The following is a 19,955-nucleotide window of genomic DNA, read 5'->3' on the forward strand; positions in this document are numbered from 1 at the left end:
GCGTCGAGTGGAGGCCTCGCGTGTTTCTTTTACCCTTTTTCTGCCCAGCGCTTCCGAATGGGGTGGGTGCAGGCAGGCATAGAATTGGGGGAAGAATTTCTGAATCTCCCGATTTTTAGCGGCACGCACTTCACTTATTTTTGGGACCCTTTATGCCTTTTCAGCTTCCCGACTCTTCTCTATCTATTCCGCTGGTGGTGCTGTATGCGCTGACGGTGTTTTCTCTGGTGCTCTTTATCTGCCTCTACCTGCGGGAACGCCGTAGCGTGTTTGTCGGCTGGTTGCTGATTGCGACCGTGGGGTTGCTGGGTACGAGCCTGGGCGTAACGGCGATTGTGGCAGAGAACCAGATTTTGCTGGTGTTGGCGTTCCTCATTGTTATCGTTCCGGCGATCCTTTCGATTTTTACGCCTTTGGGTTTGACCGGTCTTTTCCTTTATAGCGGTGTGCGTCTTATTGTTCGTGAGGGTTTTTCGCTCACTAATTCTTTGGCATTGGCTGCCGGTATTGCCCTTATTGTGGGCCCGTTCTTTGCTCCCGGTCCGGCGGAGAACACTCCGTTGGGCGGCGTGTGGGGAACAATTTATTTCTATTTTTCGCTGGTGCTGACCTATTTCACCATCTACGCGGTGGGCTTTACTGTGTCGGCAGTGTTGAACCTGGTGAATTTCCGTCAGCAGGCTGACTATGTGGTGGTGCTCGGCTCGGGTCTCATGGGGGATCAGGTGACTCCGCTGCTGGCGGGTCGTATCGATCGCGGCATTGAAATTTACCGTAAGAACCCCGGCTCGAAGCTGATTATGTCTGGCGGTCAGGGCCCGGATGAGGATGTACCCGAGGGTGTGGCGATGACTCGCTACGCTGTATCCCGTGGTATTCCCGAGACGGACATTATTGTGGAGGACCGCGCGGTGAATACCCGCGAGAATCTGCTCTTCTCTTACGCTCTGATGCCGGAGGTTGCCGAGGGCAAAACCCCGAAAGTTGCTGTGGCAACAACCAGCTACCACCTGTTCCGTGCGTTGCTGCTGGCGCGTTCGCTGGGCCTGAAATGCTGGGGTGCGGGGGCTCGTACGAAGGTGTATTTTGCGGTGAACGCGTTTATTCGCGAGTTCATCGGCTATTTGAGCATGACTCGCCGCCGCCACATCATTACTTTGAGCCTGTGCACGGTCCTCTACATTGCGCTGGCTCTCTTCGTGTGGTGGATGCACTCCGCAGGTTTGGTGGGCCCGGGCGAGCCGATCTAGCCTCCAGCGGCGGCTTTAGCTTGTAGCCCGGTGCATCCTGCGATAGCGCCTCATACAATAAAACTGCCCACCCGGGGTTATCCGGGTGGGCAGTTTTATTTAGAGGAGCGATGACCACAATCGGCAGAGGTTCTCAATCACCTTGATGCGGCGCGGACGCTCAGCCCACTGGGTGTACAGCAGCTCGGTGCACTTGCTTTCGTAATCGGCCGTGACCTCCTCAAGCATGGTGACCATGGCGCGGTCGGTAATAAAGGTGGAAACCTCCATGTTGAGCGAGAAGGAGCGCGGGTCCATATTCGAGGAGCCGATGAACGCCAGGTCGTCGTCCACGAACATGAACTTGGAGTGCAGCACGGTCGGGCTGGGGTACTGCAGGATGCGCACACCCGCCTGGAGTAGCTGCTCGTAGTAGGAACGCTGCGCCATGTTGGGCAGGAACTGATCGCCCTTTTCGCACACGATCACGGTGGTTTCGATGCCGGAGTAGGCGGCGTTGGTGAGTGCCTGAAGCAGGGTTTCCTCGGGCACGAAGTAGGGCGAGCAGATGGTGATGCGCCGGTCGGCGTTGTAGATCATGTAGTTGATGAGGCGCAGGTTGTTTTCCGTCTCGAAACCGGGGCCGGAGGGCACAACCTGGGCACGCATCCCATCACCCGCATAGGGGATATCCGTGTTAATTTCGGCGAGCAGCAGCTGGTTCGTCTCGGAGTACCAATCGGAGACGAAGACGGCGTTGAGCTCTTCGACGATGGGGCCGGTGCAGGAGAACGTAAGGTCCTTCCACTGCAAACCCTTTTTGATGTTTTCGGGGGTGTCGTAGGAACGATCGATGACGTTCTGCGAGCCGGAGAAGGCGACCTGTCCATCTACGACGAGTACCTTGCGGTGGTTACGCAGGTCGGGTCGCTGCCACTTGAGCTTCCAGGGCTTAATCGGCAGCATGAGCTTCCACTGCATGCCGGACTCGTTGAGCATCTTCACGAGGTGCTTGTAGGAGGGGTACTTACGCGAGCCGATGTGGTCGATCAGCACGCGTACCTGCACTCCGCGGCGGTGGGCCGCGAAGAGGGAATCCCAGAGGACGGCGCTGGATTCGTCGTAGGCGGCGATGTAGAACTCGAAGTGCACGTATTCGGTGGCCCGGTCCACGGCCTTGGACATTTCAACCATGGCCTGGTGGTTGTCGGTGTGGAGGGTGAACTGGTTACCGCCGACGAGGGGGAGAGAACCGAGGGTGTAGTTGAGCTGGCTGGCTACCTTGGCGGGGTCGGAGAGGTCGTCGGTGCGGGTGAGGGCCGGCTTGTTTTCGGTGGCTTCGCGAATCATATCGTTCATGGCGTGCTGCCGGGCGCGTCGGTACGCGGGCAGGCGTGAGGAGCCGAAGACAAGGAAGACGAAGAATCCGGCGTAGGGGATGAAGAAGATGGCCATGAGCCAACCGAGGGCGACCACGGGCTTGCGATTGTAGGGCAGCCAGAAGAGAGCGATAAGTCGAATCAGGATATCGAGGATACCGAGGGTGAGGCGTAGCCAATCGGGGAGGAAGTCGAGGTATGCGGGGGCAAATAGGTTCACCCGTCTATTATGCCGTGGCCGGTGAATTCGTGTGGGGGAGTGCGGTGGCGCCTTACGATTCGGGTCGGGGGTGCCGTTTGCAGGGGAGAGACGAAAGGCACAGAACGGCTAATTGCAATAGCGCAAATATTCACTTGAGCATCCCGTGCAGAGATGAAATAATTGCACTCATGCAGAAAAAGGAACTGAGCCTTCGAGAACGACGACGCGAACAGACCTGGCGCGCCCTCCACGAAGCGGCCCTCAAGCGCGTCCGCGAACACGGGATGCGCGGAACCACCGTTGAGGAAATCGCCCGTGAGGCCGGGGTCTCGCCCCGTACCTTCTTCAACTACTTCCCCTCTAAAGAAGACGCCGTCCTGGGTTTGCGCGAACCGGTCGTCAGCGAAGAAATCCTTGAAACCGATCGTCTCCACGAGGACGAAAACACGATTATTCGTGTCACCCACCTGCTGTGGCAGATTATTTTCCATAGCTTCTATTACATCAAGGTCAAGAGCAACGATTTCCAGACCCACTGTCGTGAATTCCCCGACTCGGCCAAGCGCTTCAAGATGCACCACATGCGGTGCGAGCAGGTGCTCACCGAGTATCTGAACACGATTGACTGGGTTGCCTTTGACGCCGCCGGCCGCCGCGGTCCCTTCCCACGCCGATCCCCGTCGGACCCGCTGACCGACCACCTGCAGGAGCGTGCCCGCGCCAAGGTGCAGCTGGCCTCGGCGGTGTTGCGTCAGCTGGAGTTTGCTCGCCACCTTGAGGATGAGGAAGAAATTAACCGCGGTATTCGACAGACGGTGAAAACCTACCAGTTCCTGCTTTTTGAGCAGGGTAGGCCTGCAATCTAGCGGCGGTTCACCGCCCTTGGCTACACACGGCTATACACGGGCTACAGAAACCCGCCTGCTGGAACCAGAACGTGGATTCTGGCGGGCACCCGCAACAGACACATATTGAACGTAACTAAGGATTATCGATGAGTACAGAGGAAAAGAACCTACCTCAGCCGCCAGCAGGCGAGGCTAAGCAGGAAAGTAAAAACCGCATCCGCGCCATGTTCCTGGGCTTGGTCGTTGTGATGCTCATGTCCTCGCTGAATCAGACGATTCTGGCGCCGTCACTGCCCACGATTGTGGGTGAGCTACACGGCGTGGAGCACATGAGCTGGGTGATTACCATTTTCATCCTGCTTTCGACCATTACGATGCCGGTCTACGGTAAGCTTTCTGACCAGTTCGGACGCAAGCCCTTCCTGATTTTCGCGATTGTCGCTTTCATGGCGGGTTCCGTGGTTGGTGCGCTCGCGCAGGATATGAACTGGCTGATTTTTGCTCGTGCCCTGCAGGGTCTGGGCGGTGGTGGCCTGATGATTCTGTCGCAGGCCGTGATTGCCGATGTGATTCCTCCGCGCGACCGCGGCCGTTACATGGGTATTATCGGTGGCGTTTTTGCGTTCTCCTCGGTGGCTGGTCCGCTGATTGGTGGCTGGATTACTGAGGGTCCGGGTTGGCGCTGGGCGTTCTGGCTGAACCTGCCGCTGGCTATCCTGTCGATTCTTGCGGTGATTTTCTTGCTGCCGCACCGCCCGTTCCGTGACCGCGAGAAGCACAGCATCGACTACCTTGGCTCGCTGATTCTGATGGCGGGCACGAGTGCGCTTGTGCTTGCCACGATTTGGGGTGGTAACCAGTACGAGTGGACTTCGCCGCAGATTATTGGTCTGCTGGTCTTCTCTGCGGTTGCTGCGCTGGTGTTCATCCCGGTGGAGAACCGTGCGGCTGAGCCGGTCATGCCCATGTACCTGTTCAAGAACCGTAACTTCCTGCTGACTCTGGGCGCTTCGCTGGCGCTGGGTGTGGCAATGTTCGGTGCGGTGGAGTACATCCCGACTTACCTGCAGATGGCGCTGGGTGTGAGCGCTACGGTTGCCGGTCTGCTGATGATCCCGATGATGGGCGTCATGCTGGTGGTGTCCATTGTGACGGGTCGCGTGGTATCGAAGAGCGGTCGCTACAAGCGTTATGTGACGAGCGGTACCGCGATTGTGGCGCTGGGCCTATTCCTGCTGTCGACCGTGACTATTGAGACTCCGACCTGGCTGTTCTGTGTGTACCTTGCGGTGATGGGTGCCGGTCTGGGTATGTCCATGCAGTTCTTGACTCTGATTGTTCAGAATGCGTTCCCGGTGAGCGTGGTTGGTACCGCGACGGCTGCGAATAACTTCTTCCGTCAGGTGGGTGCTACTGTGGGTGCCTCGCTGGTGGGTGGTCTGTTTACCTCGCGTCTGACCTCGCTGATTTCTGAGCGTATGCCGCAGCAGGCGCTGCAGTCTTCGGGTAGCCATGCGTCTTCGTCTCTGACTCCTGAGCTGGTGGCGTCTTTGCCGGAGCCGGTGCACGGCATCATTGTGAATGCGTATAACGATGCGCTGATTCCGCTGTTCCTGTACCTGGTGCCGCTGGGTCTGGTGTCTACGCTGCTTCTGTTCTTCATTCGTGAGGACGCGCTGGCGACGACCCTGGAGACTGAGCCGGCTGTTGATATTGCCCGCGCGGCGACCGGCGCGATTCCGGTAATTACTCCGGAGATGGCTGCTAAGGATGCGCAGGCTCTGAAGAGCATGCACGGCTCTGCTCGTGCTCGTATTGATGAGTCGCTGAGCTCGGAGGCTTCGCCTGATTCGGGGCCTAACGCTAAGAGCTAGAGTCTTAGCACTAGATGCGGAGGCGTTGCCTTCCTATATAAGTGGCGCCCCGGTGCGAGTCGTGTGCTCGTGCCGGGACGCCGCCTTTGGCTGTTTTGCCTTAAAGGGCGTGTTTAAGAGGTGTGCCTTAGCTTCTGCTACTACCTTCTGAACTGTTGGCTTAGCCAGTGAATTAGTGGGTTTACGTGGTGTTTTACCCCGGTAATACCCCTATCGAAAGTGTCATAACGTCCTTATGTCGCGGAGAATGTTTCCGATGTAAAATTTTCGTAAAAATTATTAATTCACCCCTTTACCCCGGTAATTCCGGGGTATTTTTTTGCACAGTCTCCTTCCAGCCTCTGCACAGGGTGTTCTAAGGGGTGAAAGTGTCCAATGTGGGTTTGGTGGAAGTGTTGCGGGCTATATAAGATAAAGTAACTATGCTCCTAGTGACAGTCATCACGAAGCAGTGCACTGGGACAGCATGACACACATGCCTTAACACCGACATCTACACAAGGAGGGGAACCGTCCCATGTTTAGGTACATCCTCCAGCGATCGCTGACGTATCTCGTCATGGTCTTTATTACGACCACGATGGGTTACTTCGCCGCGGTTACTGCCCTGAAGCCTGCTCTGCTGGAGCAGGAAAAGGTTCCGAAGCCCAGCCCCGAGCAGGTGAACCGTAACTTCGCATCCCTGGGTCTTGACCCCGAGATGAACCCCTGGGACCGTTACGTTCAGTGGCTGACCAATGTGGTCACCAAGTTCGACTGGGGTCGTAGCCCCAACGGCGCGTACATCAACCAGGAGTTCGGCCAGCGCGTGTGGGTTTCTACCCGCCTGCTGCTGGTGGCTACCATTCTCTCGATTGTGATTGGTATTGCCCTGGGTGTGTACTCGGCAGCTCGCCAGTACAAGTTCTCTGACCGTGTTATTACCGGTTACTCCTACCTGGTCTACATCATCCCCGCTCCCGTTGCGTACTTCGTGGTGCAGCAGGGCGCGACCACTATCAACAACATTGCTGTTGCTAATGGTGGCGAGAAGATTTTCTACGTGACCGGTATTTCGACCCCGGGCCTGACGGGCTTCTGGGAGATTACCATCGATATGGCCGCACACTACATCGTGCCGACCTTCTGTATGACCATCTTCGGTTGGGCTGGCTACCAGATTGCCCAGCGTCAGTACCTGCTCGATAACGTGAACGCAGACTTCGTGCGTACCGCTCGCGCTAAGGGCCTGACCCGTAACCAGGCTATTACCCGTCACGCTCTGCGTGTGTCCTTCATTCCCGTGGCGCAGTCCATCGCCTACCAGATTCCGCTGATCTTCGCGGGTGCATTCTTCGCCGAGAGCGTGTTCGCGTGGCCCGGTATTGGTAAGTGGTCGATTGACTCCATCTCCTCGCAGGATGTGAACGCTGCGACCGTGACCCTCGCGTACGGTTCTGCACTGTTCGCTGTAGGTGCGATTATCGCTGATATCGCGACCACCATCGTTGACCCCCGAGTGAGGATCTCATGAGCCAGGTAACTGCAACTTCCTCCGTGCCGGTGGTACAGGAGAACGGTGACTTCAAGGTCATCAACAAGAACGTCATTATTCTGCGCCGCTTCCTGCGTAACAAGGCGGCTGTCTTCGGCCTCGCGGTCTTCATCGGTATGGGTCTGTTCGGCCTGTTCGGTAAGTACCTGACTAAGTACAAGCCGAACGATATTGACTACATGGCTCTGGGTGAAGGCCCGAGCGCCGACCACTGGTTTGGTACCACCATTGCTGGTAACGACGTGTTCGCCATGATGGTGGAGGCCGTGTGGACCTCCCTCGAAATCGGTGTGATCGTTGGTCTGGCAACCGTGCTGATTTCCGCAGTGTACGGCTGTGTGATGGCCTACTTCGGTGGCTGGATCGATAAGATCATGCTCTTCATCCTGGAAACCCTCATCATGGTTCCCTCTCTGCTGATTCTGGCTATCCTGATCAACGGTCAGGTTGGTAAGCAGATTCAGAAGAGCGTGCCGACCTGGATTCTGCTCTCCGCCGTGCTGATTGCCTTCGGCTGGATGGGTAGCGCCCGTGTGATTCGTGCAATGGCACAGTCCCTCATCAGCCGCGACTTCGTGAAGGCTGCACGCTACATGGGTGTGCACCCCTTCAAGATTGTGATGCGCCACCTGGTGCCGAACATCGGCTCCCTGCTGGTTCTGAACTTCACCAGCGGCATTATGAACGCTGTGCTCTCCGAGGTCGCTTACTCCTTCATCGGCATCGGTATTAAGTACCCGAACTACTCGCTGGGTTCGCTGATTTCGGATGCTTCGCAGCAGATTAACACCCTGCCGCACATGTTCTGGTTCCCGGTTCTGTTCTTCTTCCTGCTGGTTGGTCCGCTGGCCCTCATGAACGACGGTCTGCGTGACGCCTTCGACCCGACCTCCATGTCGGTCGGTAAGATCAAGAAGTCTAAGAAGAACGAGAAGAAGGAGGCGAAGAACTAATGAGCACCTCTCCCGTTCTGAGCGTTAAGGACCTCAACGTCCGATTCAACACTGAAAACGGCGTCGTGCACGCCGTGCGCGGTGTGAACTTCGACCTGTACCCGGGCAAGACCCTGGGTATCGTGGGTGAGTCCGGTTCCGGTAAGTCGGTGGCTTCGATGGCCATCATGGGTCTGCACCCAACCACCGCGGACATCACCGGTTCGATTAAGTACAACGGTACCGAGCTGCTGGGCCTGAACGACAAGGAAATGTGTGCCTACCGTGGCAAGCACATCTCCATGATTTTCCAGGATCCGCTGTCCTCGCTGACCCCCGTGTACACCATTGGTGACCAGATTGCCGAGGTGCTCAAGGTCCACAACAAGGGCATGAGCAAGCAGGCCATCAAGGACCGCTCCATCGAGCTGATGCGCATGGTGGGTATTCCCTCGCCGGCCGATCGTCTGCGTTCCTTCCCGCACGAGTTCTCGGGCGGTATGCGCCAGCGCATCATGATCGCTATGGCGATTGCGAACGACCCCCGCGTGCTGATTGCTGACGAGCCCACCACCGCACTGGATGTGACCATTCAGGCGCAGGTGCTGGAGGTCATGCAGAAGGCCCAGGAGGAGACCGGCGCGGCCACCATCATGATTACCCACGACCTGGGCGTCGTGGCGGGCATGGCTGACGACATCCTGGTGATGTACGCCGGTAAGCCGGTGGAGATTGCCAAGGCCGAGGACCTGTACAAGTACCCCTCGCACCCGTACACCATCGGTCTGCTGGGTGCGGTGCCTCGCGTGGACCGCTCCGAGAAGGTTTCGCTGGTTCCGATTGAGGGTACCCCGCCGAACCTGATTAAGCCCGTGACCTGCTGCTCCTTCCGTGAGCGTTGCCCGATTGCCAAGAGCGGCGGCCAGTGCTGCCAGGACTCCAACGGTGAGCCCGATTTGCAGCCGCTCGAGGGTGTGGGCGAGGGCCACTACTCCTCCTGCACCATCTCGCAGGATCTGGTGGGTAAGACCGCGGAGGAACTGTACCCGGTTCCCGAGCCTCCCGTATCCAGCTTCGACGGTATTCCGCGCGAGGAGCGCGCTCCCGTGCTGGAGGTGCGCAACGTCAAGAAGCACTTCCCGCTCATGAAGGGTGCTCTCATCAAGCGCCGCGTGGGTACCGTGAAGGCCGTGAACGGCGTGACCTTCGATATTCGCGAGGGCGAGTGCTTCTCTATCGTGGGTGAGTCCGGTTGTGGTAAGACCACCACCCTGCTGGAAATCATGGAGTTCAACAAGAACACCGACGGTGAGATTCTGATTAACGGCGTCTCCACCAAGGACGGCAAGTCCGCCGGTGAGATTCTTGCACTGCGTAAGAACCAGCAGATGGTGTTCCAGGACCCGACCGGTGCCCTGGACCCGCGCTTCACCGTCTTTGAGGTCTTGGCTGAGCCCCTGGAGAACCAGGGCATGAAGAAGTCCGAGATTAAGAAGCGCGTCGTCGAGCTGATGCGTACCGTGGGTCTGCAGCCCGACCACGTGAACCGCTTCCCGAACCAGTTCTCGGGCGGTCAGCGTCAGCGTATCGGTATCGCCCGTGCGCTGGCTGTGAACCCCAAGCTGGTGGTTCTGGATGAGCCGGTGTCGGCGCTGGATGTGTCGGTTCAGGCGGGTGTGATTAACCTGCTCGAGGAGCTGCGTGCCAACCTGGGCCTGAGCTACCTGATGGTGGCTCACGACCTTGCGGTGATTCGCCACGCCTCCGATCGCGTCGCGGTGATGTACCTGGGTCGCATCGTGGAGATTGGTGACGTCGACCGCGTGTTCGACAACCCGATCCACCCGTACACCCGTGCTCTGCTCTCGGCCATCCCGGTTCCCGATCCCGAGGTTGAGGCTAACCGCCACCGCATCATGCTGGAAGGCGATCTGCCCACCCCGGTGAACGCTCCGAAGGGTTGCGGCTTCTCGAGCCGTTGCCCGATCTTCAAGCTGCTGCCCGAGGATAAGAAGCGGCGTTGCCTGGAGGAGATGCCCGAGATTACTCACGTTGAGGGTGAGGATCACGGTTATGCTTGCTACTACCCTGAAGCCGAAGCGGCCATGGTGTAGCTCTAGAGTCGGCTGAAAAGTCGCATGTGTGCCGAGGGGCGAGTATCCATTGGATGCTCGCCCCTCGGGTTTTCTGTTCTCCGCGGTATTTGCGACCGTGGTAGCGGCCCGGGCTGTGCTTTCTTGTGTGGTTCTCGGCACTGAGGATGCACTGATGTATAAGTTAATTTCTCCTTGACAAGGCGTAACCTTTCTCAATATTCAAGATATGAATATTTATGGGAGGGCATCTGAATGGAGGGTGGGTAATAATTAACCCTAGGGGCGCGTCGCTAGGGGCGCACCCGAAGGAACACATTCATAGACCGGCACTAATTCATCGCTCACCGCACCCTTCGGGCGGCGCGTGAGCAGGGAATCCTTGACGCTTTCCTGCGGGATTATTGAGGGTCATACATATAAGAGGACACTCTCATGGAGAAGAATTTCATCCTGAATCGTCGTACCGTTCTCGGTGGCGCTGTAGCGCTGAGCGCTGTGGGCGTACTGGCTGCGTGCGGCTCGTCGAAGGACTCCAAGGCCACCACCCAGGGCGCAACCGCAGGCACCGATTCCAAGGAACTGTACGACATCGCTGAGACCGCTGTTTCTGAGCTGAAGGATGGCGGCACTCTGCGCCTGTCCGTGACTTCGCTCGGTCCTGACTTCAACCTTCTTGGCACCAATGTCACTGCCTACACCCAGGCTGCTCTGAGCCCCGTGTACTACAACGGCATCTGGCAGGCAGACCCCATGGGCAAGCGCACCCTGTCTCCCGAGTTTGCCAAGAGCTTCGACGTTTCCGAGGAGAACGGCGTACCTGTGGTCTCCATCGAGCTGAACCCCCAGGCTAAGTTCAACGATGGTACCCCCATCGACTACAAGGCCCTGCAGGCTACCTGGAACATCCTCAAGAGCACCGACGGTGACTACAAGATCGAGACCAGCGGTATTTACGGTAGCGTTGGCTCCGTGGAGCGTGACGGTGACGACTTCAAGGTGAAGGTCACCTTCGCTAAGCCGTACTACCCGGTGAACATCCTCTTCGGCGAGATTCTGCACCCGGCTCTGCTGGATAAGGAACTCTTCAACAGTGGTTTCGTGGACAACCCGCACCCCGAGTACGCTGCCGGTCCCTTCACCATTGCCGAGGGTGGCTGGAACTCCTCCGAGAAGACCCTGACCCTGACCCGCAACGAGAAGTGGTGGGGCGAGAAGCCCATTCTGGAGCGCATTGTCTTCCGTCAGATGGACACCGCTGCTGAGCGTGCGGCGTTCAAGAACGATGAGATTGACGCTGCCCCCGCTACGGCTGCTGCAAGCTACAAGGAACTGAAGGAAGTTGCTAACACCGAGATGCGTCGCGGTGTCCGCCTCTTCTCCGGCGGTATGATCATGAACCCCGCCCGCATGCAGGACGTTGCTCTGCGCCGCGCGGTTATGGCAGGCCTGAAGCGCGAAGCTATTTCCAAGGTGCGCTTCCAGGGCCTGGATTACGAAGAGAAGCAGCCTGGTTCGATGATCCACATGCCCTTCTCCGAGTACTACCAGGACGTTTACCCGACCCCGAACAACGATGCAGCTGCTGCTTCCAAGATTCTGGAAGAGGCTGGCTACACCAAGAACGGCGAGTTCTACGAGAAGGACGGCAAGCAGGCCACCTTCAAGTACTCCGTCTTCGGCGAGGACCCCACCTCTAAGGCTGTGGCTCAGACCATCGTGCAGCAGCTGAAGGATGCCGGTATTAACGTTGAGCTCGATGCTCGCGCTGCTAGCGAATTCGGCAAGGCAATGCAGGCTAAGGATTACGACGCTACCGCATCGGGCTACGGCCTGACCGACCCGGATGCTACTCAGGCTACCCAGCAGTTCTACCTGCGCGAGAAGCCCGAGGACGCCGGTACCGACGAAATCAACGAGCTGATTGAGAAGATGAAGCTCATCTCTGATGACAAGGCACGTAACCAGGCTTGCAATGACATTGAGAAGAAGCACATGGCCGAGGTTGCTGTGATGGTTCCGCTGTTCAACGGCCCCGAGTACAAGTTCGTGAAGAAGGGCCTGCGCAACTACGGCGTTTCCCTCTACCAGGGCAATGGTATTCACTGGGAGAAGGTTGGTTGGGCTAAGTAAGTCCTCAGCCCTTCGCCTACTAGGTGAATAGCTTAGAGCTATTGAAAGTGTCCACCCGGATGATCCGGGTGGACACTTTTTTGTATTTTCGAAAGGGTGCTTGGGGTGCTTCTGTATGCCGATGCAGGGGAGCGGTGGTATAGCTATCCGATAAAATCCGAAAAATTTGTACAAATACCGGGTATTCATAGTATGAATATTCAAAAAACACGATAAATATTAAGAAATATTGTGAAAATGCTTGGTTTTCGCTCTCGAGGTGCGCTACAGTGGAGTCATACAAAGTTATGCAATACATTGCATAAATAATCAACACTCGCCGGGATCACCGGCGCATCCCAGAAAGAAGACCCATGACCGCGAACACCGCATACACCGCGACCAGCCACGAAGCGACTAAGAATAGCTTCAGCCGCCGTGCGCTCATTGGCGGTACCGCGGCCCTGGGTGCCGTCGGCCTGCTCAGCGCCTGCGGTAACGGTAGCGCAAGTGCTGAAAAGACTAAGGGTGCAGGTGCCGGAGCAAACATTGAAGACCTCTACAACATCAACGCTCAGGATGTGAATAGCCTCAAGAAGGGTGGCACCCTGCGCCTGCCGGCCGGCGCCATCGGCCCGAACTTCAACTTCCACACCCAGAGTGGTAACACCACCGATAATGTCAACGTCATGAGCACCATCAGCCAGGCGGGCCTGTGGAACCTCGACTTTGATGGTACCTACAAGCTGAACACCGACTTCGCTGTCTCCTTCGAGCACAGTACAAAGGACGACAAGGTCCAGGTGGCCATCAAGCTCAACCCCAAGGCTGTCTTCACCGATGGCACCCCCATCACCTACAAGGCACTCCAGTCCACCTGGAACGTCTTCAAGAGCCTGGATAACGGCTACAACATCGTTGCCACCGGCATCTACGAGTTTGTTGAATCCGTCGAAAAGGGCGATGACGACTACAGTGCGACCGTCACCTTCTCCAAGCCCTACTACCCGCTACAGAGCCTCTTCTCGGTGATTCTGCACCCCGCTCTGGAGGACGTCGAGCTCTTCAATAACGGCTTTGTGGATGCGCCCCACCCCGAGTACTGGGCTGGTCCCTTCACCCTGGCTGACAAGGGCTGGGATTCCACCGCGAAGACCTTCAGTGTGGTGCCCAATGACAAGTGGTGGGGCACCAAGCCCCTGCTGGACAAGATTGTCTTCACCCAGATGGAGTCCAGTGCTTCGCGCGCTGCCTTCAAGAACGACGAGATTGACGCTATCGGCGCGAACACCTCCTCCATTTACGCCGAGGTGAAGAACGTGGCCGGGACCGAACTGCGTAAGGGTACCCGCCTCTACGCCGGCGGTCTGGATATCAATCCGCGGCGCGTGAAGGATGCCGCCCTGCGTAAGGCTATCTTCGCCGGCACCAACCGTGAAGCACTCGCGAAGATTCAGTTCCAGGGCCTGCCCTACGAGGAAACCATCCCCGGTTCGATGATTCACATGCCCTTCTCGCCCTACTACCAGGATTCTTACCCGACCCCGAATAACAGCGTTTCGGAGGCGCAGAAGATTCTGGAGGCCGCCGGCTACACCAAGAATGGCGACTACTACGAGAAGGCTGGCGCGAAGGCCGGCTGCGCCGTGGTGGTCTTCGGTGACGATCCGACCACCAAGGGTAAAGCTCAGACCTTCACTCAGCAGATGAAGGATGTCGGTATCGAGATCCGGATTGACCAGCACGCCGATAGCGAGTTCGCCACCGTTCTGGGCAACTGGGACTACGATATTTCCTTCAGTGGCTACTCGGTCTCTAGCCCGGATGCCACCGAGGGCACCAAGCAGTTCTACTACTCTGAGAACAATGAAGGTATCGGCAGTAAGGAAATTGACGCCCTCATCGACGCCATGACCCTCATTGAGGATGACAAGGAACGTAACCTTGCCTGTAACGAGATTGAGAAGAAGCACATGGCTGAGTTCGCCTTCCTGGGTACCATCACGAACGGTCCTGACTTTGTGATGGTCAAGAAGAATCTGGCTAACTACGGTCCGAGCCTCTATAAGACTACGGACTGGACCGCTGTGGGTTGGATGAACTCCTAAACGGTTCTGCCCTATGAGCGGGTCGAATGTGTATGCGCACATTCGGCCCGCTTTGTTGTGCCCGCTGGCTATTTCTGGAGGCGGGGGAGGGGTTGCTGTGTGGAGGTGTAGGGCTCAGGTAGTGTGCTCTGGCGGTGTGGATATATGCTCGGGCGTAATAATTAAGAAATATTTATCGTGTTGCGCACCTGTAGTGATGTGTGTGGTGTACACTACTAAAAATATTAAATGTGGCTTAGAACATAGCTTTAGGTCACATTATTTTGCATGGCTTGACCTGCCCGCCCATCACCGCAGATGGCAGACGCTCCTACAGGCGGAAACCCCGCCTCCAGAGCATGCGAGCCACCCACTCTACACTGCAAACACTGCATCAGCGCAGTCCACACCCACAAGGAGCCCATCATGAGCCCCCACCCCATCCCCTCCCTCTCCGGATTCAACCCGATCATGAGCCGCCGCGTACTGTTCGGCGGCGCAACCGCCGTCGCTGCTGCCGGCGTACTGAGCGCTTGTGGCTCCTCGTCCCCCAAGACCGAGCACAAGGCAAGCGAAACCCCGTTCTATGAAATCAACGAGCAGGATGCCTCGAAGCTCAAGCAGGGCGGTACCCTGAACCTGAGCACCTACTCCCTCGGTCCGGACTTCAACCGCTTCTCCCAGAATGGCTCGAGCATCTCCGTCTCCGAAACCATGGGCATTATCGCCGGTGCCGGCATCTGGCGCAGCACCTTCAAGGGTGAAGACGAGCTCGACCCCAACTACTGTCTCGGCTTCGAAGCTAAGGAAGTAGACGGCAAGATTACCGCAGAGGTTCGCCTGAACCCCAAGGCAGTTTTCAACGATGGCACCCCCATCGACATCGACGCTCTCAAGGCAACCTGGCAGATTCAGCGCGATCCCGACGGCGAATACAAGATTGCCGCGGCAGGTATCTACGAATTCATCGAAAGCGTTGAAGCTATCGATGGCGACCGCTACCACGCACGCGTCGTCCTCAAGACCGCGCACAACCCCGTCAAGGGCCTGCTCTTCACGGGCATTCTGCACCCGGCGATGCTCGACGTAAACCTCTTCAACGAAGGCTTCGTGGACAACCCCCACCCCGAGCTCGGTTGCGGCCCCTTCACCCTGGCACCCAACGGCTGGAACTCCTCCGAGAAGACCTTCACCGCAGTCCCCAACGACAAGTGGTGGGGTGAGAAGCCCAAGCTGGACCGCATCGTCGTGCGTGAAATGGCAGACGCCGCAGCTCGCGCCGCCTACAAGAACGGTGAGCTGGACGTCGTCGACTCACGTACCCTCAGCGCCTACAACGAGATGAAGGACGTTGCGAACTCTGAAATCCGCCGCGGTCGCCGCCTCTTCGCTGGCGGCATGAACCTGAACGCACAGCACATCACCGATGTTGCTGTCCGTAAGGCAATCTTCCTGGGTATTGACCGTGGTGCTCTGGCAAAGATTCGCTTCCAGGGTCTGCCCTACGAAGAAGAAGTTCCCGGCTCGATGCTTCTGTTGGGTTCCTCCCAGCACTACCGTGACAACTACCCGGCACGTAACCCGGAGGAAGCACGCAAGGTCCTGGAGAAGGCAGGCTACACCAAGTCCGGCGACTTCTACGCGAAGGACGGCAAGACCATCACCCTGAAGCTGACCACCTTCGGTGATGACGCCACTACCAAGGGCCAGGCACAGACCTTCATTCAGAGCATGAAGGAAGTCGGCATTAACTTCGAGCTCGATTCGCGTGCACAGTCCGAATTCTCGAAGGTTGTTGGTAACCGCGAGTACGACGTAAGCATTTCGGGCTTCGGCGTGGGCTCCGAGCCGACCAGTGCAGCCGAGTACTTCTACCACTCCAAGAACTGGAACGGCGTCGGCACCCCCGAAATCGACGCTATGGTCGACGAGATGGTCACCATCCTCGACGACGCTAAGCGCGCCGAGAAGTGCAACGAAATTGAGAAGAAGCACATGAGCGAGGTTTGCCTCTTCATCCCGTTCCTCAATGGTCCGGACTTCAAGGCATGCCGCCCGAAGCTCGCTAACTACGGTGCGTTCCTCTTCAAGAGCCTCGACTGGTCTTCGGTTGGCTGGATGGCATAAGCCGCAGTTTTAAGCTCCCCGCCCCTATACGTTTTCGCAGTGTCGTATAGGGGCGGGGAGCTTTTTCTTGTGGAGGGTTTAGCGCGCTTTAGCTGCCCCGGCGCTGTGCTTTTAATGTGTAGCGATTCTCAAGGCACCGGATGTGACGCGCTCGCGCGCCAATGCGACATAATATTTCATTTTTTAGTTTTCGCACGCGGCTTCCGCGTGATGATGCGGGTTTAGGCGCTGAACCCGTGATTTTTAGACGGTGTATAGTTCTTCCACGGATTGGACTGTGGTCTGCGTCGCTTCTTTTGGAGGTATACTGTGTTTCAACCACAAACAATGTGGGGGCTCTCACAAAGGTGATGGGCGGGAGCTTCGGCGCTCCCGAAAAATCGGCGCACAACACGGTGCGCTTATCGAATAGCACCTGAGCCCTCCGGCATGAGGAGAATACATGACTCATCTACGTATTAATCGCCGTACCCTGCTGACCGGCACCGTTGCCCTGGGTACCGTCGGCCTGCTCGCCGCATGCGGTGGCGGCTCTGACAAGAAGATCAGCGGTAAGGCTGCATCAAGCACCGAGGAAATCGTCAAGAACCTCGAAATCAACAAGCAGGACCGCTCCTCCCTCAAGAAGGGTGGAGAGTTCCGCGGTAGCGTCTCTGCAGTCGGCCCGAACTTCAACATTCTGACCCAGAGTGGCTACACCACCGCGAACCTCACCGCATTCGGTGGCCCCTGCAACATCCCCTCCGCTATCGGCTTCACCTCCCTGAGCCCTGCTGGCGAATACAGCCTCAACGACGACTATGTCAGCGACTACAAGGCAGAGACCGTTGGCGGCGTGCAGACCATCACCTTCAAGCTCAACTCTAAGGCTGTCTTCAACGACGGCACCCCCGTTGACGTTGAGGCAATCCGCGCCGCGTGGACCGTCTACCGCAACCCCGATGACGGCTACAACGTCATCGCAACTCCCTTCTGGCAGCAGGTGGCGTCCATCGACCCCGTGGATGGCGACAAGACCCGCGTCAAGATCGTTATGTCCAAGCCCCTGTACCCTGCCGAAACCCTCGGCCTGCTCGGTCTGCACCCCGCACTGACCGACAAGGAGCTCTTCAACAACGGCTTCGTGAACAAGCCCATGGATCAGTACTGGTCCGGCCCCTTCAAGATTGGCGAGTGGAACTCTTCGGCTAAGACCCTCACCCTCATTCCCAACGACAAGTGGTGGGGTGAGAAGCCGCTGCTGGATCGCATCATCTGGCGCGAAATGGGCGACGAAGCAGAGCGCGCAGCGTTCAAGAACGGCGAGCTGGACAGCATCGGCTTTGCTGGTCTGGCAACCTACAACGCTGTCAAGGGTCAGCCCGGTGTTCAGATTCGCTCCGGCCAGAGCGTTGGCGTGATTAACCTGCAGTTCAACCCGACCCGCGTGACCGACACCGCCCTGCGCCGTGCAGTCTTCGCCGCGGTTGACCGCTCCCAGCTGGCTAAGGTCAAGTTCGGCCAGATCAACTGGGAAGAGCCTCTGACCGGCTCCCTGATTGCTATGCCCTTCCAGAAGGGCTACCAGGACGCTATGCCCACCAACCCCGGCCCCGAGGCTGCGGCAAAGATCCTGGAAGCAGCAGGCTACTCCAAGAATGGCGACTACTACGCCAAGGACGGCAAGACTGCAGGCTTCTCCATCACCTACTTCGGTTCGGATGCAACCTCCCTGGCTCAGTTCCAGAACCTCGAGCAGCAGCTCAAGGCAGCAGGTATTAAGCTTGAGCAGGATAACCAGCCGCAGTCCCAGTTCAACTCCGTGATGGGCTCTAAGCAGTACGACTGCGCCTTCTCCGGCTGGGGTATTGGTGCTGACCCCGCAGACAGTGTTCAGTACTTCTACACCAGCGAAATCAACGAAGGTGTGGGCGATCCCGAGCTGGATAAGTTCATCGCGTCCATTTACGAGAAGGAATCCCACGAGGAGCAGTTGAAGATGGCTGCTGAGGCTGAGAAGCAGCACATGGAGAAGGTCGCTATTTACTTCCCCTACGCTAACGGCCCCAGCTACGCAGCTGTGAAGGAGAAGTTGGCTAACTACGGTCCTTCCCTCTTCGCAACCAGCTACACCGACCCCAAGCGCTGGACCAATGTGGGTTGGCAGAACTAAAGCCACAGGCTAGTTTCTGGGGTTCTAGTCGGTAGCTTCTGAATTTTTGGAGGCGCCGGCATAAGACTCCGGAAGGGTAAAGTCCCGCGGTATTCCGCCTAATGGGCGGGGCACCGCGGGACTCTTTTGTTTCTCGGGGGAGGGTCGGCTGAAATTGAGGGAAGAAAAGTTTCTGCTGAAATATTTCCCGTAAAAGGTGAGGCGGGTCATGCCGTATGGGTTTTGTGTGTATACTAATCCCAATGCAAACGTGCGTTCCATCATAGATGTGCATCACGAGTATGCGGGGTGGGTTGTGTTCCCCTACCCTCAGATTGTCGAGATGGCGCCACGTTTCAACACTCATCCCGGGCCGGGAGCGCATGGTACCTCACGTGCGCATCCCGGTCCTCAGACAAGGACAGATCATGACCACTTTCACCCTCAACCGCCGCGCCCTGCTCACCGGCACCGTCGCCCTGGGCACCGTAGGCCTGCTCGCAGCCTGCGGCGGCAACTCCTCCAAGACCGAAACCAGCGCTCTCTCCGCCGGCGACGACCTCTCAAAGGCAGTCTCCTACAACGAGAAGGACCGCTCCGCCCTCAAGGACGGCGGCGAACTGCGCCTGAGCGCTGACGGCATCGGCCCGAACTTCAACATCCTCAACACCAACGGCTACACCGCCGGCAACCTGAACATTCAGGCAGCCATCAACTCCGCCTTCACCGGCGGCTTCTACGCCGACTTCCGCGGCGAGTCGCACATGAACGAGGACTACGTCACTGAGTACAAGGCGCAGACCGTTGACGGCGTGCAGACCGTGACCTTCAAGATCAACCCCAAGGCAGCCTTCAACGACGGTACCCCCATCGACGTGAACGCCGTCAAGAGCTACCAGACCATCTACACCGCCGCGGCATCCGGTTCGGACTACCAGATCACCCCCTCGCCCATCTGGGAGCAGGTCGCAAGCGTCGAGGCTGTGGACGGCGATACCCGCCACGTGAAGGTCACGATGTCCAAGCCCTGGTACCCCATCGAAGGCAGCTTCACCTCGTTCCTGCACCCGGCATTCGCCGACCCCAAATTCTTCAACGACGGCCTGAACGACAAGCCCCTCGACCAGTACTGGGCAGGCCCCTTCAAGATCGGCGAGTGGAACTCCTCCTCCAAGGTGCTCACCGTCGTCCGCAACGACAAGTGGTGGGGCCAGAAGCCCGCCCTCGAGCGCATCACCTGGCGTGAAATGAGCTCCCAGGCAGAGCAGGCAGCCTACAAGAACAACGAAATCGACTACGTGGACGCCAGCACCCTCAGCTCCTACAACGAGCTCTCCGGCGTGGCAAACACCGACATTCGCAAGGGTAGCGCTCTCAGCGTGGGCAACTACGAAATCAACCCCGAAA

General features: G+C 57.7%; 12 protein-coding genes. 11 read left to right on the plus strand and 1 reads right to left on the minus strand.

Going from position 1 to position 19,955, the window contains the following annotated elements:
* Window positions 1-152: 152 nt before the first annotated feature.
* Window positions 153-1,250 (plus strand): YdcF family protein, encoded by a 1,098-nt coding sequence (locus HMPREF2944_RS01165; RefSeq protein ID WP_246826226.1) that lies wholly within the window; start codon window positions 153-155, stop codon window positions 1,248-1,250.
* A 99-nt stretch (window positions 1,251-1,349) separates the two neighbouring features.
* On the opposite strand, the gene cls is transcribed toward HMPREF2944_RS01165, so the two are convergent.
* The gene (cls, locus tag HMPREF2944_RS01170; protein ID WP_070679665.1) at window positions 1,350-2,828 is read right to left on the minus strand and encodes a cardiolipin synthase; all 1,479 of its coding nucleotides are present in this window, start codon (window positions 2,826-2,828) and stop codon (window positions 1,350-1,352) included.
* A 170-nt stretch (window positions 2,829-2,998) separates the two neighbouring features.
* Here cls and HMPREF2944_RS01175 point away from each other — a divergent pair, with 170 nt between their 5' ends.
* The 10 genes from HMPREF2944_RS01175 to HMPREF2944_RS01220 form a co-directional block, all read left to right on the plus strand.
* On the plus strand, window positions 2,999-3,676 hold the full coding sequence (locus tag HMPREF2944_RS01175) for a TetR/AcrR family transcriptional regulator (protein WP_049347283.1): 678 nt from the start codon (window positions 2,999-3,001) through the stop codon (window positions 3,674-3,676).
* A 128-nt stretch (window positions 3,677-3,804) separates the two neighbouring features.
* A complete protein-coding gene (locus tag HMPREF2944_RS01180; RefSeq protein WP_070679668.1) occupies window positions 3,805-5,532 on the plus strand; it encodes an MDR family MFS transporter in 1,728 nt (575 codons plus the stop codon).
* A gap of 517 nt (window positions 5,533-6,049) precedes the next feature.
* Window positions 6,050-7,045, plus strand: a complete 996-nt coding sequence (locus tag HMPREF2944_RS01185) for an ABC transporter permease (protein ID WP_070648347.1) — start codon at window positions 6,050-6,052, stop codon at window positions 7,043-7,045.
* Window positions 7,042-8,019, plus strand: coding sequence for an ABC transporter permease (locus tag HMPREF2944_RS01190; RefSeq protein ID WP_049333950.1), 978 nt, complete (start codon window positions 7,042-7,044; stop codon window positions 8,017-8,019). Before HMPREF2944_RS01185 ends, HMPREF2944_RS01190 begins: the two co-directional genes overlap by 4 nt.
* Entirely contained in the window at window positions 8,019-10,112 is a 2,094-nt protein-coding gene (locus tag HMPREF2944_RS01195; protein ID WP_070679671.1) for an ABC transporter ATP-binding protein, read from the plus strand. Before HMPREF2944_RS01190 ends, HMPREF2944_RS01195 begins: the two co-directional genes overlap by 1 nt.
* Window positions 10,113-10,526: 414 nt before the next feature.
* Window positions 10,527-12,224 (plus strand): ABC transporter family substrate-binding protein, encoded by a 1,698-nt coding sequence (locus HMPREF2944_RS01200; RefSeq protein WP_070679673.1) that lies wholly within the window; start codon window positions 10,527-10,529, stop codon window positions 12,222-12,224.
* 353 nt (window positions 12,225-12,577) lie between these two features.
* Window positions 12,578-14,311, plus strand: coding sequence for an ABC transporter family substrate-binding protein (locus HMPREF2944_RS01205; RefSeq protein ID WP_070679676.1), 1,734 nt, complete (start codon window positions 12,578-12,580; stop codon window positions 14,309-14,311).
* Window positions 14,312-14,716: 405 nt separating this feature from the next.
* Window positions 14,717-16,417 (plus strand): ABC transporter family substrate-binding protein, encoded by a 1,701-nt coding sequence (locus HMPREF2944_RS01210; RefSeq protein WP_070679679.1) that lies wholly within the window; start codon window positions 14,717-14,719, stop codon window positions 16,415-16,417.
* Window positions 16,418-16,859: 442 nt separating this feature from the next.
* Window positions 16,860-18,569, plus strand: coding sequence for an ABC transporter family substrate-binding protein (locus tag HMPREF2944_RS01215; RefSeq protein WP_070679682.1), 1,710 nt, complete (start codon window positions 16,860-16,862; stop codon window positions 18,567-18,569).
* Window positions 18,570-18,976: 407 nt separating this feature from the next.
* Window positions 18,977-19,955: ABC transporter substrate-binding protein (locus HMPREF2944_RS01220; protein WP_246826227.1), on the plus strand; the 979-nt coding region annotated here is incomplete at its 3' end.

Origin of the sequence: Rothia sp. HMSC072E10 (assembly GCF_001813965.1) — a bacterium.
Classification (GTDB): domain Bacteria; phylum Actinomycetota; class Actinomycetes; order Actinomycetales; family Micrococcaceae; genus Rothia; species Rothia mucilaginosa_A.